Annotated in this window: 11 protein-coding genes; 7 read left to right on the forward strand and 4 right to left on the reverse strand. The window is 45.2% G+C overall.

Features of this window, described 5'->3' with window-relative positions; all coding sequences use genetic code 11:
* Positions 1–166 precede the first annotated feature (166 nt).
* The 6 genes from FKQ60_RS01630 to FKQ60_RS01655 all read left to right on the forward strand — a co-directional run bounded on the left by FKQ60_RS01630 (position 167) and on the right by FKQ60_RS01655 (position 6,463).
* Positions 167–1,069 (forward strand): DUF72 domain-containing protein, encoded by a 903-nt coding sequence (locus FKQ60_RS01630; protein WP_170905972.1) that lies wholly within the window; start codon positions 167–169, stop codon positions 1,067–1,069.
* A gap of 175 nt (positions 1,070–1,244) precedes the next feature.
* Entirely contained in the window at positions 1,245–1,973 is a 729-nt protein-coding gene (gene cmoA / locus FKQ60_RS01635) for a carboxy-S-adenosyl-L-methionine synthase CmoA (protein ID WP_004395102.1), read from the forward strand.
* Positions 1,974–2,089: 116 nt separating this feature from the next.
* Positions 2,090–3,061 (forward strand): tRNA 5-methoxyuridine(34)/uridine 5-oxyacetic acid(34) synthase CmoB, encoded by a 972-nt coding sequence (gene cmoB / locus FKQ60_RS01640; protein ID WP_004395101.1) that lies wholly within the window; start codon positions 2,090–2,092, stop codon positions 3,059–3,061.
* 156 nt (positions 3,062–3,217) lie between these two features.
* Positions 3,218–3,970, forward strand: coding sequence for an ATP-dependent zinc protease (locus FKQ60_RS01645; RefSeq protein ID WP_170905907.1), 753 nt, complete (start codon positions 3,218–3,220; stop codon positions 3,968–3,970).
* An 8-nt stretch (positions 3,971–3,978) separates the two neighbouring features.
* Positions 3,979–5,487 (forward strand): inactive transglutaminase family protein, encoded by a 1,509-nt coding sequence (locus tag FKQ60_RS01650; RefSeq protein ID WP_154167941.1) that lies wholly within the window; start codon positions 3,979–3,981, stop codon positions 5,485–5,487.
* Positions 5,483–6,463, forward strand: a complete 981-nt coding sequence (locus tag FKQ60_RS01655) for an alpha-L-glutamate ligase-like protein (RefSeq protein WP_170905973.1) — start codon at positions 5,483–5,485, stop codon at positions 6,461–6,463. The genes FKQ60_RS01650 and FKQ60_RS01655 overlap by 5 nt, the downstream gene beginning before the upstream one ends.
* A 426-nt stretch (positions 6,464–6,889) precedes the next feature.
* On the opposite strand, the gene mukB is transcribed toward FKQ60_RS01655, so the two are convergent.
* The 4 genes from mukB to cmoM are packed head-to-tail and all read right to left on the reverse strand — an operon-like array spanning position 6,890 to position 14,181.
* Positions 6,890–11,347: a chromosome partition protein MukB gene (gene mukB, locus FKQ60_RS01660; protein WP_154167937.1), complete on the reverse strand. Its 4,458-nt coding sequence runs from the start codon at positions 11,345–11,347 to the stop codon at positions 6,890–6,892.
* Complete coding sequence (mukE, locus tag FKQ60_RS01665; RefSeq protein ID WP_004395095.1) at positions 11,344–12,072, reverse strand: chromosome partition protein MukE; 729 nt, start codon at positions 12,070–12,072, stop codon at positions 11,344–11,346. The genes mukB and mukE overlap by 4 nt, the downstream gene beginning before the upstream one ends.
* Entirely contained in the window at positions 12,053–13,390 is a 1,338-nt protein-coding gene (gene mukF, locus FKQ60_RS01670) for a chromosome partition protein MukF (RefSeq protein WP_161426348.1), read from the reverse strand. The genes mukE and mukF overlap by 20 nt, the downstream gene beginning before the upstream one ends.
* Entirely contained in the window at positions 13,387–14,181 is a 795-nt protein-coding gene (cmoM, locus tag FKQ60_RS01675) for a tRNA uridine 5-oxyacetic acid(34) methyltransferase CmoM (RefSeq protein WP_154167935.1), read from the reverse strand. The genes mukF and cmoM overlap by 4 nt, the downstream gene beginning before the upstream one ends.
* A gap of 115 nt (positions 14,182–14,296) precedes the next feature.
* Between cmoM and elyC the strand changes: the two genes are divergently transcribed.
* Positions 14,297–15,103: an envelope biogenesis factor ElyC gene (elyC, locus tag FKQ60_RS01680; RefSeq protein WP_154167933.1), complete on the forward strand. Its 807-nt coding sequence runs from the start codon at positions 14,297–14,299 to the stop codon at positions 15,101–15,103.
* Positions 15,104–15,310: the final 207 nt, after the last annotated feature.

Here is a 15,310-nt window from a genome sequence, read left to right on the forward strand (position 1 = left end):
ATAATTCGGCAAAATATGTACAAAGCATCAACAGTAATAAAATTGGCGCTGATTATAACGTTAAAATAACGTATTCTTCAAAGAACTCATGCTTACCAACAAGAAAAAACTCATCATCGCAGCAATGACCAAACCACTTGAAGTAAGAAGCAAATAAACCGTGACGATGACAAACTTACCACTACGTCTAGGACTGACCCTATGGTCACATACCGGCTGGCAAGGGCGCTTTTATCCTTCGGGTAGTTCAGCGGCCGATCGTTTAGCGCACTACGCAACCGTTTTTCACACCGTCGAAGGCAATACGACGTTTTATGCGTCGCCCTCGCCACAAACGGTGAATAATTGGCGAGCCGCAACCCATGACCATTTCCGTTTCACATTTAAGCTACCGAAAAGTATTACCCACCAACATCAGTTGGTTGGATGCCAAGGTGAACTCAAACAGTTTTTACAATTAATGGCTCCACTGCATCAACGAATTGGTTTATGGACCATACAACTGCCGGCTTCGTTTAGTACCGCTCAGTTGAGTCATTTACAAAAATTTTGCCGCTATTTCCCCAAAGATTTCCCATTAGCGGTAGAAGTGCGCCATCGTGACTATTTTGCTAAAGGTGAAGAAGAGCGCCGTTTTAACCAATGGCTGATTGAAGAGGGGATCAATCGAATTATCATGGATAGCCGCCCTGTTTTTGCCGCCGAGCCAAGCAACGAAACCATTATTGATGCACAAAAGAAAAAGCCGAAAGTGCCCGTCCACGCATTAGCCACTGCCGATAACCCCATGATTCGCTTTATCGGCCATCCTGATTTAACCGCGAATGATGCTTTTTTTAAGCCTTGGCTACAAAAGTTACCCCAATGGATCGCCGCCGGAAAACAACCCTATCTGATGATTCATACGCCGGATAACTTTTATGCCCCAGAACTCGCGGTTGATTTGTATCGGCAATTACAAACCAGCGTCCAACTTGCGCTTATTGCCGATGAAATCGCCAAACAAACAAGGTTACCCGATTTAGCTCCATTTCCGGCCCAAAACAGTCAACAAATGTCGATATTTTGACGATGTTTTGTCACTAGCTCTGGGTATATAATGACAGACCAGTAAATTTTTCATAAAATACGGCACTTTTTTATCTAACCCGTCCTTTTATTCCTCGATGTTAGCGAGCGCTCATTTCTATTCGCGTCGTGATGATAAAAGGACAGGTAAAATCAAGTGTGTATAAGGGTTACTCATGGCCAACAAAGACACCATATTCTCCGCTCCTATCGATAAAATCGGTGATTTTACCTTCGATGAGCGAGTGGTTGAAGTGTTCCCCGATATGATTCAGCGTTCCGTTCCGGGCTACAGTAATATTATTTCCGCGATTGGCATGCTCGCCGAACGTTTTGCTAAGCCACACTCTAATTTGTATGATCTTGGCTGTTCATTAGGCGCTGCCACTTTATCCATGCGTCGTCATATCCAACAAGAAGGGTGCAAAATTATCGGCGTCGATAACTCATCGGCGATGGTAGAACGGTGTAAATTGCACGTGAATGCTTACCGTTCTGATACGCCAGTCGAGATTATCGAAGCGGACATTCGTGATATTCAGATCGAAAATGCCTCTGTGGTGGTGCTTAACTTCACACTGCAATTTTTGTCCCCTGACGATCGTTATCGCCTACTGGAAAATATTTATGCTGGATTACGTAGTGGCGGAATATTGATTATTTCTGAAAAGTTTATTTTCCCTAATCAAACGGCTCACGAGCTGCTGATCGATTTACATCATGACTTTAAACGTGCTAATGGCTACAGCGAATTAGAGATTAGCCAAAAGCGCAGTGCAATTGAAAATGTGATGCGCCCAGACTCAATAGAAGCCCACAAAGCACGCTTCAAAGCCTTAGGCTTTTCGAGCTACGAAATGTGGTTCCAATGCTTTAATTTTGGGTCGATGTTCGCCATCAAATAATCTCATCGTGTGCTGACTTGGCATGATTACCTCAAATAATAACCACACTTTTTTCCTGCAAGGTAGATATGGGTTCTCTACCATCGTGGGTTTGTACTAGTTAGGAATAGACGATTATGTTTAATTTTGGTCCACTTTATCAGCGCATTGCGCAAGACACCCGCTTACAGCCTTGGTTAGAAGTGTTACCTAAGCAGCTTGCTGAATGGCAGGCGAAACCTCATGGGGATATGGAACGCTGGCTACGCGCCTTAAAAAAAATCTCGGATGCCAGCCCTGATCATATTGACTTAAAAGAGTCGGTGTCGGTGAGCAATACACACCCCTTGCCTGAAGGTGAGCAAAAAAAACTAACCAGTCTATTAAAAACGCTCCATCCATGGCGCAAAGGTCCTTATCAACTGCATGGCATTCATATCGATACCGAGTGGCGCAGCGACTGGAAATGGGATCGTCTTCTACCTCACATTTCACCCCTTCAGGGGCGTTCAATATTGGATGTCGGCTGTGGTAATGGTTACCATATGTGGCGTATGCTCGGCGAAGGAGCGTATCAGGTGATGGGTATCGATCCATCTGAACTGTTTTTAATCCAATTTGAAGCCGTTCGAAAATTGATGGATAACGATCAACGTATCCATTTAGTCCCGCTTGGTATTGAACAACTCCCTGAATTACAAGCATTTGATACTGTATTTAGTATGGGAGTATTGTATCATCGTCGCTCACCATTAGATCACCTCATCCAATTAAAAAATCAACTGGTTAGTGGGGGTGAATTGGTCTTAGAGACTCTGGTGATTGAAGGGGATGAAAATGCGGTTCTTGTGCCTTTTGACCGCTATGCCCAGATGCGAAATGTGTACTTTTTCCCATCAGCGCTGGCATTAAAAGGCTGGCTAGAAAAAGTCGGATTTGTGGATGTACGGATTGTCGATGAGAACATTACCTCACAAGATGAGCAACGCAGTACCGAGTGGATGACTCATAATTCGCTCCCCGATTACCTTGATAATAACGATCCAAGTAAAACCGTGGAAGGTTATCCAGCGCCACGTCGAGCAATTTTAATTGCTCAGAAACCATAATTGACACAGCCTTAACTCGTCAGGCTACGGATACGTCTACCCTAACGGATGAGATTAGCGCCCTCGGGCGCTGATCGATGACTTAAAGTCACCGATCGTCCTTTAAGTCATCGAGGGTATAATGAATGAAACCATCACATAACAATAAGGTTGCCAATGTTTAAGCGAATAGCTCCCATCGTTGCACTGAGCCTACTCTCAGGCTGCACACTATTAAAGGGGGATGAATATCATCAGGCTACGCTGGCCGCACTTCACCAATCCGAGTCAAACATTGCTAATAAAATCGTTAATTTAGAACTCCATATCAGCAATCAGATGGATTATATCGATAGCCTTGAAGGTAAAGTCTCTAGCTTACAGAATGAAATGTACGAGCTAAAAGACCTCGCCAACCGACCAATCATCATCAGTGAACCATCATCATCCGCTGATTCCCTCGCCACGGTGAATGCCACTCAAACTATTCCTCGTCAGGATCTGGTATTAGGTGAAATCGAACGCGTGACCATCGACAGTATTAAACAATCGTTTGATGCTCGAATTGATACTGGCGCAGCGACTTCTTCACTGAATGCCGTCGACGTTGAAGAGTTTGAACGCAATGGCAAGAATTGGGTACGTTTTCACCTCACCGGTGATAATAGCGTCAAAGACGATAGCAATTGGATAGAAGCGCCTATTCTCCGTTATGTTCGTATTCGTCAAGCGACCAACGAGCAAACAGAGCGTCGTGCTGTGGTCGAATTATGGGTGAAATTGGGGCCTATTCATCAAAAATCTCAATTTACCCTCGCTGATCGTTCACAAATGACCCATCCTATTTTATTAGGTCGGGAATTTATTCGCGATATCGCCGTGGTGGATGTAAGCCGTCAATACATTCAGACAGAAACTAAAGTAAAATAAGGCCCATTATGACGTCACGAATTCCGTTTTATCTATCCATATTGTTGTTAATTGTGGTGGGGATTACTTTAAGTGTCATGCGTCATCAAAGCTATGGTGTACCATGGACACCCGGTGAAACTCGCCAAGTCTGGGACATTGAAGCGCGAATTGAATTTAACGCGCAAGGTCGGGAAGTCAAAGTCTCTCTCGCCGCTCCTCATACCCAAGATGGCTTTACGTTGATTGGAGAGAATGCCTCTTCTCCGGGTTACGGTATCTCTTATGTCACTACAGAAAGTGGCCGACGTGCAGAGTGGACAATTCGTCAGGCCAAAGGTCCACAGACTATTTATTACAAAACTCAGTTCTTGGTGGACCCACAAGCGAACGCGATTCCTCTCCCGCCAAGCGCACCAATGGTTAAACCCACATTTGACGGTCCAGATGAAACCTCAGCCATCGCGCTTATCGAGCAGGCTAACCGTCGTTCAGCGGATGACGTTACCTTTACTCGCGAACTGATTAAAGCGCTCAACGAAGCAGAAAATCAAAACGCCGCCTTACTGCTCAATAAAATGAGTAAAGTCGACGCGGCGCAAAAACTCCTTTCGTATGCACAAATTCCTAATAAAGTGGTTGGCGTCATTCGCCTAGAAGACGGACGTCGGCGTCAATCGATCCAACATATGAATCAAGTCTGGGACGGCAGTAAATGGGTGCTGTTTAATCCAGAAACTGGCACGCAACCGACTCAACCGAATTTGTTGGTGTGGGATGAATCGAATGTTTCTTTACTTGATGTGATGGGTGGACAAAACAGCCAAGTGCATTTCACGATGATTGCGCAAGATGTCTCTCCTCAACAAGCCACCAACAGTAAAGTCAGCGCCGATGGATTATTAAACCTATCCATTCATAGCTTACCGCTTGAAGAACAAGCGATGTTTAAAAATATTATGCTGATCCCTATCGGCGCACTGATTGTGGTTTTTTTACGTGTGATCATTGGCTTAAAAACCTCGGGCACTTTTATGCCCGTTTTGATTGCCGTCGCGTTTGTGCAGACCCAATTAACCACGGGGATCATCGGGTTTTTATTGATTGTCGGCACAGGCTTAATCATTCGTAGCTATCTCTCTAAGTTAAACTTATTGCTGGTCGCCCGAATATCGGCGGTGATTATCTCGGTGATTTTAATCATTTCAATGTTTACTGTCGTCGCATTCAAAATCGGCCTGACCGAAGGCTTAACGATTACGTTCTTCCCAATGATCATCTTATCTTGGACCATTGAACGGATGTCTATCCTTTGGGAAGAGGAAGGCGCTAAAGAAGTGATTCTGCAAGGTGGTGGCTCGTTATTGACTGCCGTACTGATTTATTTAGCCATGACTAACCCTTATGTGCAGCACTTAACTTTCAACTTTATCGGATTACAGTTAATTGTCTTAGCAGGCATTTTATTATTGGGAACGTATACCGGTTATCGCTTAACCGAACTGCGTCGCTTTAAACCCTTGGTAGACGGAGATTAATATGTTTTTTTCTCTTTCTGAATACACCTCCCCTTTCAAGCTACGCCGTAAGGGGATCATGGGCATGAATAAGCGTAATCATAGCTATATTGGTCGCTATAATGATCGCTCCAAATACCCTCTGGTTGACGATAAGCTGCAAACAAAACTGATTGCTCAACGCGCAGGTTGTACGGTGCCAAAGCTGATTGGCGTGATCAGCAACCAAGGCGATGTTAGGCGTATTCACGAGATGGTCAAAGAGTGGCCGGGCTTTGTTATCAAACCGGCACGAGGCAGTGGCGGCAAAGGTATCTTAGTCATCACCTCACACAAAGATGGCATTTACACCAAGCCCTCTGGCTCGACCATTAATAAAGAAGATGTGGAACGGCACGTCAGTAACGCTTTAGCTGGTCTCTTCTCGCTGGGTGGTAAAAATGACGTTGTCGTGATCGAAAACCTAATCAAATTTGATGACTGCTTTGATGGTTTCAGCTATGAAGGCGTTCCCGATGTACGGATCATCGTCTTTAAAGGCTACCCAGTAATGGCAATGATGCGGCTTTCTACCTCGGCTTCAGATGGCAAGGCTAACTTACACCAAGGAGCGGTGGGAGTGGGCGTTGATCTCGGATCGGGTAAAGCGGTACGTGCTGTACAGTTCAATCGCCCAGTGACCCATCATCCCGATACCGGAAGATCATTATCTGAGCTTACGGTACCGCATTGGGAACGCTTATTAACCTTAGCGGCCAGTGCATGGGAAATGACCGGTTTAGGTTATATTGGAACTGATATGGTCCTTGATAAAGAAGAAGGTCCGATGGTGCTTGAGCTTAATGCCCGCCCAGGTTTAGCGATTCAAACCGCTAATGGTGCTGGCTTACTACCAAGGTTACAGCATATTGAAAGCATCGGATCACCACTGATTTATCCAACACCAGCCGAGCGAGTGGCTTATGCCGCGAAACAATTTGGGCTAAAAAACGGGTAATACTCATTAGATTGATTACCGCCATTCAATTAACGGTGGACAACTAAGTTTGCAGCTCGACAATAAAGTTCGAAACTTTTCGATGATTTTTTGTCGTAGTTTACCTTTTACTCTGACAAGGTTTTATCCAGAACCATACTGAAGGGCAATGACCGTAACGCAGATTTGCCCCGAAATGTGTTACGCCGTTAAAAACGAAATCTGTGTAGTCACACTTTTTCTTAGGGTAGCCACGTTGATTGAGTCTAAGTTTCAATCTTTATTGTTACATTTGGTCTCTGGTAGCCGCGATGGAAGCGAGCTTCGGAAGCAGAAAGGTTTCAAACTTTAATGTTCTCCTACATCAATACCCGTTCAGCGAAGACAACAATGATCATAAAAAAGCGCCTTATCATCAAGGCGCTTTTTATTTACAAGTGACTCAGCTTAGCTGACAGCATCGGCCAGTGGCAAAGACTCATTTTTTGGTTTTTCACTAGTAAAGCCACGCAGTCCGACCACATGCACGTGTTCATGATCTTTAAATACCTTACGCACCAGTTTATAGGTGGTCCCTCTTTCTGGGCTGATATTTTCTGGCGCCGCAATCAATAATTGCATATCCAAACGTTCACACAGTTCAAATAGCGTTGCTATTGATTTAGCATCTAAACGTGCTGCCTCATCTAAGAACAATAAACGGCATGGGATAATATCTTTACTGCGTAGACGACGAGACTCTTCTTCCCAGCTCTGTACGACCATCAGTAAGATAGATTGGCCAGTACCAATGGCTTCACCCGTTGACAATGCGCCCGATTCGGCTTGTAACCATCCATCTGAACCACGATTAACTTCAACACTCAACTCAAGATAGTTACGATAATCGAGTAGCTCTTCACCTAATATTTGTGGTGAACGCTGCCCCATATCGATGTGTGGATTGACGCGCTGGAATAACTTCGCCATCGCTTCTGAGAAGGTATAACGTGAGCTTTCAAACAGATCTTTATGTTGAGCCTGCTGCTCGGCTAAACCACTGAGCAGAACTTCATGGCTTTCACGAACTTTGACATTTAAACGCACACCATTCACTTGCCCAAAAGCAATATTCGAAAGCCCTTGGTTGAGCATGCGAATACGGTTTTGTTCACGTTGAATGGTTTTACGAATAATACTCGCCACCGAATCTGAGCTGATCGCTAAGCGGTTTTCCCGCTGAGTCAGCTCTTCTGTTAGGCGAGCTAGCTCGACTTCCATCTCTTCAATCGCTTCAACAGGGTCATCGGTACGAATAATATCTTGTCGAATGCGCTCACGTAAGTGCTGATAAACCGCAATGTAAAACAGTACTTTACGTTCAGGATAAGCATTATCCTCCGAGAGACGCAGCGCATCACGCAGCGCCTCATTATTCGCCACGGCAAGACGTAGCGCCCCGAGTGATTTATCCGACATGGAGCGTAACTCATCAGCCGATAAATAAGCCAATTCACGTTTATGCAAACGACGTTCAACATCATTTTGGCGGGCTAAACGAAGAACCGCACACCACCCAGCTTTGGCATTAACAACGAAAGTACGTAAATCTTGATACTCTTTTTCTAATTTTTTCAATCGCTTGGCAAGCGATTTCATCTCAATTTCGGTTGAGGTGATTGTCCGCTCATAGTGACTCTTACGGCTACGAGAGCTGTGCAAACGTTCATGCAGCTCATCACGGCGCTGCTGAGCTCTGAATAATGCGTTTTCATCTGGATGTACGCCAAACTCCTGTAGCTCTTGCTTAAACTCTTGCATTGTTTCCAATTTAGCCTGATGAGCACTTTTCAACGATGCCAACACTTGGTTGTACTGATTGAATTGCGCTTGCGCTTGTTTTAACTCTTCGCGAGTACGCTGACGCAGGCTCTCAGCTTGAACTAACTTAGCTTTTAACTGCTCACTGAGTTCGCTACTTTGATTGAGAAGATCCACCGAATCTGCGTAAGCAAAGTGGTGGCGACGTTCAACCAAATCAGCGAGGGCAAAAATTTGTGTTTTGAGTTGTTGCAGCCCGCGATCCGCTGCAAGATATTGCTGTTCTAAGACTTCAAACTGCTCAGGATCAACCTCTAACGCTGAAGCAATCGGCGCCAGTTGTTCAACCGTTTTACCATGATCATGAAGCCAAGCTTTCGCTTCCACTAACTGAGCTAACTTGGCGTCAATATCTGCGGCTCGTTGGGTTAATCCAGATTCAGACAACAAGCGTAAATGAGGCGCAATATTCTCTAATAGTGCTAATGCCTGTTTACTCAGTTGACGTCGACTGGTTTGTTGCTGTTGTTGATGCTCTAACTCGACTAACTGGCGAGCAAGATGATTGAGCGCGTCACGAGCTTGACTGAGTGCTTGTTCAGGATCCGACTCAAACGCAACCTGCAAATGCTGAGCAACAAAATCATTAAAACTGCGGTATAAGCGCTGTAACTTTTGTGAATCAAACGCGGCCTTAGCATGCGCTTCGACGACTTCATCACGCTCATCGCGCAGTAGCTCTAAACGTTGCTCACGAGCTGCACGCCCAAACAGTGGGATTTTTGGAAAACGGGAATAGCGCATTTGACGCTGATTGAGCTGAACACAGACCGCACCTTCTAATTCTGCGGCATTAAATGAGCTATCATCGAACGCATCAATATCGCCCTCAATCAGATAAAGATCTTCTGGACAGTCGTCTAACTCGACCAGTTTTTCTTTGATGCCTGAAAGATCAGAGACCACAATCGCGTGACGAGCCGGACCGTACATAGCACTGAAGTACGGCGCATCTTCTAACGTTATGTCATCATAAATTTCAGAAAGTAGAACGCCACCAAGGGTATCGGCAAGGCCTTTAAGGCGAGGATCATTCGATCCGCCCGGTGAAGCCAAGCGTTCGATATCTTTCTCTAATTGCTCACGACGTTGAGCTAACGCATCTTTCTGAGCCGATTGGTGTTTTTCACGCTCTAAAATGCTTTGCATCTCAGTCATTACCGACTGTCGACTGTCTAAACCCGCCCCACTTTGCTCACGCAATAGCTGCAATGCTTCTATCGCTTGATGCCAAGCTGGCGCTTTTAGCTCCAACTGTTTGATAGCATTGCGTTGTTCTTGTTCAAGACCACGCTGTTGACTACGCTGATCGCGTAGCACTTCTTGTGCCTCATCAAGCTCTTCTAACAGAGCGAGATGCTTCTCGCGTTCTTGCTGCAATTGGGATGGATCATCAATCATCACCTGAAATTGCTGGTGATAATCAGTCACCGATTGACGCACAGATTGTTGCTGTTCGATACGGTGCTGTAAATCGCGCTGCTGTTCATACCAAAGCGCTTCATTCTGTACGAGTTGCTGTGCTTGCTGTGCTTGAGCGAGTAATTGGTTTGCATGCTCTGCCGCTTGGCTACGAGTGACCTCACCTAAAACGCGGCTCACTAAATGTAAGGCTTCGTTAAACCGCGCGGAAGCGGCCGAAGACATATCGAGCTTATGTTTAACCGCCAGTAATTCGTGGGTGGTTGACTCTTGGCGTGCGCTCAGCTCAATCATCACCGTCTGAGCACTTTCTGCCGTCAAGCTATCATCAGCGAGCTGCTGACGTGCTTTTGCCAAGGCTTGCATTGCTTGTTGATACTGCAAAGCGCGCGTTTGCTGAATGTCCAACGCTTGCTGATAATCCGCAAGCTGAGTTTTCAGACTATCGACTTCCTCTTCAGCCGCAGTGGCTTGGTCTTCAGCCATCACTAAGCGTTCTTGCGCTTCTTCAACCACCATTAGCTGCTCTTCAAGACGCAGACTCAACTCTTCAAGATCGTCTTGATAACGGGCGATTTTTTCTTGCTGACGAAGGGCATTTTGTACTAACTGCAGATGATCGGCTGCACTTTGATGATCCTGTTCTAGCGCAGCTTCTTGTTCAAGCAGCGTTTCCAGCTCTTCGTGCACTTGATTCAATAGCCGATTGTGTTCCAGAAGCGTATCTCGAGCGCTGAATAACTCTTGGCGTAACGTCAACGTTTGCTGCACTTTACTGCGACGTTCATTGGCGTGACGCATGTAGTCTGCGGCAACATATTGGGTCGATTCGGTGATTAAATGTTTGAACAGATCACGATCGGCTTGGGTGTTTTTAATCGCTTCCAGCGTCATGCGGTTTTCTCGCAGCGCTGACTCCATATCTTGAAACGCTTTTTTCACCCCACCATTTTGTGGCAGTAAGTAATCGCGTAATGAACGGGTAATCGCGCTGGAAATACCGCCGTACAAAGACGCTTCAATGAGGCGATAAAACTTTGATCGATCGCTGCTATTACGCAGCTTTTTTGGTACCACACCAAATTCAAACATGTGGCTATGATAATCGACGATGGAACTGAACGATTTAAAATGCGCACCTTCAATAGCATGAACGGCATCTTTGACTTCATTGAGCTGTCTCACTCGAGCGTGTTGATCAGAAACACTTTCAATCAAAATATCCGTCGGTTTGATATGGCTAGGTAAACCCTGAATCACAAAGGGTTTAATATCGACTTTTTTATCACGGCCGGCAACTTGTTGAAGTTTTACTGCAAACAGTAAGCGTTGATGGCGAGAATTGACCACATCCAATGCCGCATAGCAGGCGCCAGGTTGTAATTTACCGTACAGGCCTTTATCACGAGAGGCTTGAGAGCTGCCCGCTTCTGTGGTATTTCGAAAATGCAGTAAACTTTGATCGGGAATTAATGCGGTGATAAACGCCGCCATCGTGGTTGATTTACCCGCCCCATTGCCGCCCGATAACGTCGTCACCAAATTATCAATATCAAAAGTACGTGCGAAAAAGCCGTTCCAATTGATCATGGTCAGCGATTGATACTTACCTCTTTCAATCATGCTTCATCTTCCCATAATGTCGGTTGATCTTCATGTTGTTCGTCAGCAGATACCGTATCCAATAAGCTTTGCTGACTGGGCTCTTGACTATGAACAACGGCTTCACCATCTCGTATCAAACGCAATTGCGCTTGACGTAAATCGTCGCCAATACGCACATCGGCCCCAAAACGAAATACCGCTTCGGTAATTCTAAATTTGGTGGTTTCGCCAAGGTGGATAATCATCCCTAGGCGGCGTAAACGACGTAACGAAGTGCGGACTTTTTCAAACAGTTTCTCTTTATCTAAATCTGAACCTTGCGCACGATTGGTCGCAAGCTTCATCAATTTCTTCTCATCGGTCAAACTCAATAACTCTTCATAGAGTTCTTGATACGTGAATAAGCCTTCATGGGCAAGACGCTCTGGGCTTAGATATAAGAAGCACAGCACCTTACCAACCAGCATATCTAATTCAGACAAAACACTGCGATTGATCAATGAGGTAGAGCGTGGACGTAAGTAAAAAAAGCCCTCGGGCGCACGAACTAACTCAGTATTGTAGCGCTGATAAAAAAGTGCTAACTCTGGCTCAAAATCACTGAGAAACGCATGGTTATCTAAATCATCGCTGGACACATGGCGCCCTGCGCGTAATTGGCTGTCTAAAGCCGGAAAAAGCGGGTTAACAATCGCTTTAGCCAGATTCTCTGGCATATAGTGGTTAATATCGGTCAATGACATTAGCTTGTACCTTTGCACCAAATTGGTTAATCGCTTGCCAATCAGGTTGAATGGCTTGATAGTCGGATTGTGAATACCCCAAGCGAACGGCTTGGTCGACAACAATACGGGCTAGATCGAAATGATGAGTTCTTGGGTGTGCGGCAAGATAATCACGCAGCACATGACCAAGGTTGATCGGTTGGCCCTGTTGTTTATGGCTCTGAAGCATCCCAGCAATACGCTCTGCAAGCTCATCGTGAACCTTTTGAAACGTTTCATATTCGACAGCTGGGGGAATGTGGCCGGTCACTTCTTCATCTCGTAACATCAGAGTTTCATCGCGTAAATCAGACAAACGCTCGGCCTCGGCATAAGTGAGCAGCCAAGGTTGAGAAAAGTAATCGTGCAGCGACTGGCGTAAACGTTGGCTGAAAGCGCGATTTTGATCCATATCTATCGCCGTGCGAATGAACTTATGCACATGGCGGTCATAACCAATCCATAAATCGATCGCTTGTTGTCCCCAACTGATGATTCGGTCTAATTTCATTTGCAGCACAAACAGCACTTCATCGATAAACTCTAATTCTGGATCGCCGTAAACAATCTCTTGAATATCAAGAATTTGAGTTTGTAATTCGTCGCCTGCGGCTTGAAGCGTATCTTGTAGCTCTCGTAACGTCGATGAGGTTTCAGACAATAAACTTTCACAGTTATGAATCGCTTCTCGCCAATCTTTATTCAATAGATCGGCAATTTGTTGTTTCACGGATTGCTGCTGCTCGTCTAAAACGCGTTGGTTGAGATCGATGCGATCAAAGATTTCACTCACCGAGTATTTTAATACCCCGTAAACATTCTTTTTCCAATGCGCAGGTGTCCCCCCTTGCTGAGCGGAGTTGGCGGCTTTAGCCATTTCATCCGCTAACAAGGAAAGTTGAATAGAGAGTTTTAATTTCGAAAACTGACGATGACGAACATAATAATCGGTAATGCCAATCGCCAAAGGCGACAAGCGATAAATGCTCGCGCCATCGGTGACCTCACTAGTAAAACGACTGAGCAAACGCTGTTTAACCAGTTCATTAATAGCATTATTAGCCCGAAATGCAGAGACATCACCCGTTTCAGTAAATAGGCGGCTAACAATCGCAAACGCATCATGCAATTCCCCCTCCCCTAATTCTTCATCGAATTTTTCATGGCTCAATACCGCAATCGCTATCAAAAACGCCAGCCGTTCAGCAGGTAAGTTCAAAGAAAAATCGTGCTGCTTCACCCAACTGACGAGTTCATCAATCGGTTGTTCAGTCGCATTGTGAGTCATATCACTCATTGTTCTTCCTGTGGTTGTTTCCTAGCCCAAACATGGATGTAGCGTCCTAAAGATAGATAAGGCTCTTGGCGGCAAAATTGTTGCTCCAATGCCAAAAGGTCTGCAAACTCAAACTCGCCCATATTGGTCATATTGCCGATATAATCGCTAAAGCAACGAATGCCTGACTTACCCATAATTTGACATCCAGCATGTTCAATCCACTGATACACATCAGCCGGGAGCAGCCCTTTTTGTGGCTGTAATTTAAATCGTTTACGATGTGGCATGCCATTTAAAATATGCGGAATATTGCCACATACCGCATTTTTATAAACTAAGCCATGTTGGTTGTAAAACATCACCGAAACCATACCGCCCGGACGCACCAGTGCTAACAGCTGCTGTAAAGCCTCTTGTGGTTCCGTCAACCACTCCATCACCGCATGAAATAAGATGATGTCAACGGGCTCAGTCAAATGTTGCTGCACAGATTGTACGGGAGAATGCACAAAGCGAAATCTCTCCAGTAATCCATGGTCGGTCACCTCTTGTTTGGCTAAATCGAGCATCTCTTGCGAGAGGTCACACAAGGTGATTTGATGGCCAAGCATGGCGAGTTTTTGCGACATTTGCGCCAAGCCCCCTCCCGCATCCAAAATATGCAGGGGCGTTGTCTGACCGTTAAAATGGGTCAAAATTTGCATGAGATCATCCCAAACAATGACTTGACGAATCTCGCCTTTGTCAGAGCCGTAAATATTTTTTGCAAATTTGTGGGCAATATCGTCGAAATTGCGATCTTCAGTCACAGTGGCTTGAGTTATGATAATAAATCGTGCTGCTATTCTGTCATAGGAATGGCAGGAATAAAGGACCTTTCGCTGATTTTATTATCAAGTGCTGTTTTTTCGGACTATTTAATCTATGTTTGAGCTGAAAAAAATCGTTTCTTCTCTACTGATGCCATTACCAGCACTGCTGATGATTGGTTTTATCGGCTTGATGCTGATTATGTTTACCGCAAAGCGAAAGACTGGCTGCTTAGTGGTTCTATTTTGTTTGTCTAGTTTATTGGTTATTTCTTTTCAACCAGTATCCAGTCGCTTATTAATGCCTTTAGAGCGTCAGTACAGCGCTTTTTTACCCATTGAGGGTACTATCGATTATGTTATGGTTTTAGGTAATGGCCATGTCGTCGATGATAGCATCCCACCAACCTCTGAACTTACCCGAGCCGCGTTAATGCGTCTTAGCGAAGGAATTCGAGTAATGCGGATGTACCCTGGCGCAAAACTGATCCTATCGGGTTATGCAGGCGGGAGTGAAATGAGTCATGCACGCATGCTGGCTAAAGTGGCGCTTGCGCTTGGTGTTGCAAAATCAGACATTATTTTGCTCGAAACGGCGCAAGATACGTGGGAAGAAGCAAGACAAGCGGCCGCTTTTGTTCAGCAGCGCACTCTGGTTCTGGTCACCTCGGCCAGCCACATGCCCCGTGCAATGAATGAATTTCAATCTGCAGGGCTAACGCCTATCCCTGCGCCGACAAATTATCTTGCCCAAACGAATATCAGCCAAGCTTGGGATAAATATATTCCGAGAGCGCTCTATTTAGAACAAACTGAGCGGTATTGGTATGAAACCATGGGGCTAATATGGCAAGCCATGCGCGATTGGGTGAGCCATGAACCCAAATTGAATGAATCATCGCCTGCTGTAGAGGGTGATTGATATTCTTGTTATAAGCGGCATCGTCGAAAAAGTGGTTTGGTGCACAACTTGATAAACATTGTGCACATTTAACATCAATTGGAAGGATTATGGGCCGAATTTGATTGCGAGTTACTGCGTTGCAGTCTAGAATCTTGCTGGTTATTAACAAGATTAAATGTAACCAATAGGCCGCTATTTAACAGCGGTTTTTGTGTTTTTATTACT

Origin of the sequence: Vibrio sp. A11 (assembly GCF_013048705.1) — a bacterium.
Classification (GTDB): domain Bacteria; phylum Pseudomonadota; class Gammaproteobacteria; order Enterobacterales; family Vibrionaceae; genus Vibrio; species Vibrio metschnikovii.

What these genes read in the sequence shown, in the direction of transcription:
- FKQ60_RS01630 (WP_170905972.1), top strand. Translation starts at nt 167, where the DNA reads ATGACAAACTTACCACTACGTCTAGGACTGACCCTATGGTCACATACC.
- cmoA (WP_004395102.1), top strand. Translation starts at nt 1,245, where the DNA reads ATGGCCAACAAAGACACCATATTCTCCGCTCCTATCGATAAAATCGGT.
- cmoB (WP_004395101.1), top strand. Translation starts at nt 2,090, where the DNA reads ATGTTTAATTTTGGTCCACTTTATCAGCGCATTGCGCAAGACACCCGC.
- FKQ60_RS01645 (WP_170905907.1), top strand. Translation starts at nt 3,218, where the DNA reads ATGTTTAAGCGAATAGCTCCCATCGTTGCACTGAGCCTACTCTCAGGC.
- FKQ60_RS01650 (WP_154167941.1), top strand. Translation starts at nt 3,979, where the DNA reads ATGACGTCACGAATTCCGTTTTATCTATCCATATTGTTGTTAATTGTG.
- mukB (WP_154167937.1), bottom strand. Translation starts at nt 11,347, where the DNA reads ATGATTGAAAGAGGTAAGTATCAATCGCTGACCATGATCAATTGGAAC.
- mukE (WP_004395095.1), bottom strand. Translation starts at nt 12,072, where the DNA reads ATGTCATTGACCGATATTAACCACTATATGCCAGAGAATCTGGCTAAA.
- mukF (WP_161426348.1), bottom strand. Translation starts at nt 13,390, where the DNA reads ATGAGTGATATGACTCACAATGCGACTGAACAACCGATTGATGAACTC.
- elyC (WP_154167933.1), top strand. Translation starts at nt 14,297, where the DNA reads ATGTTTGAGCTGAAAAAAATCGTTTCTTCTCTACTGATGCCATTACCA.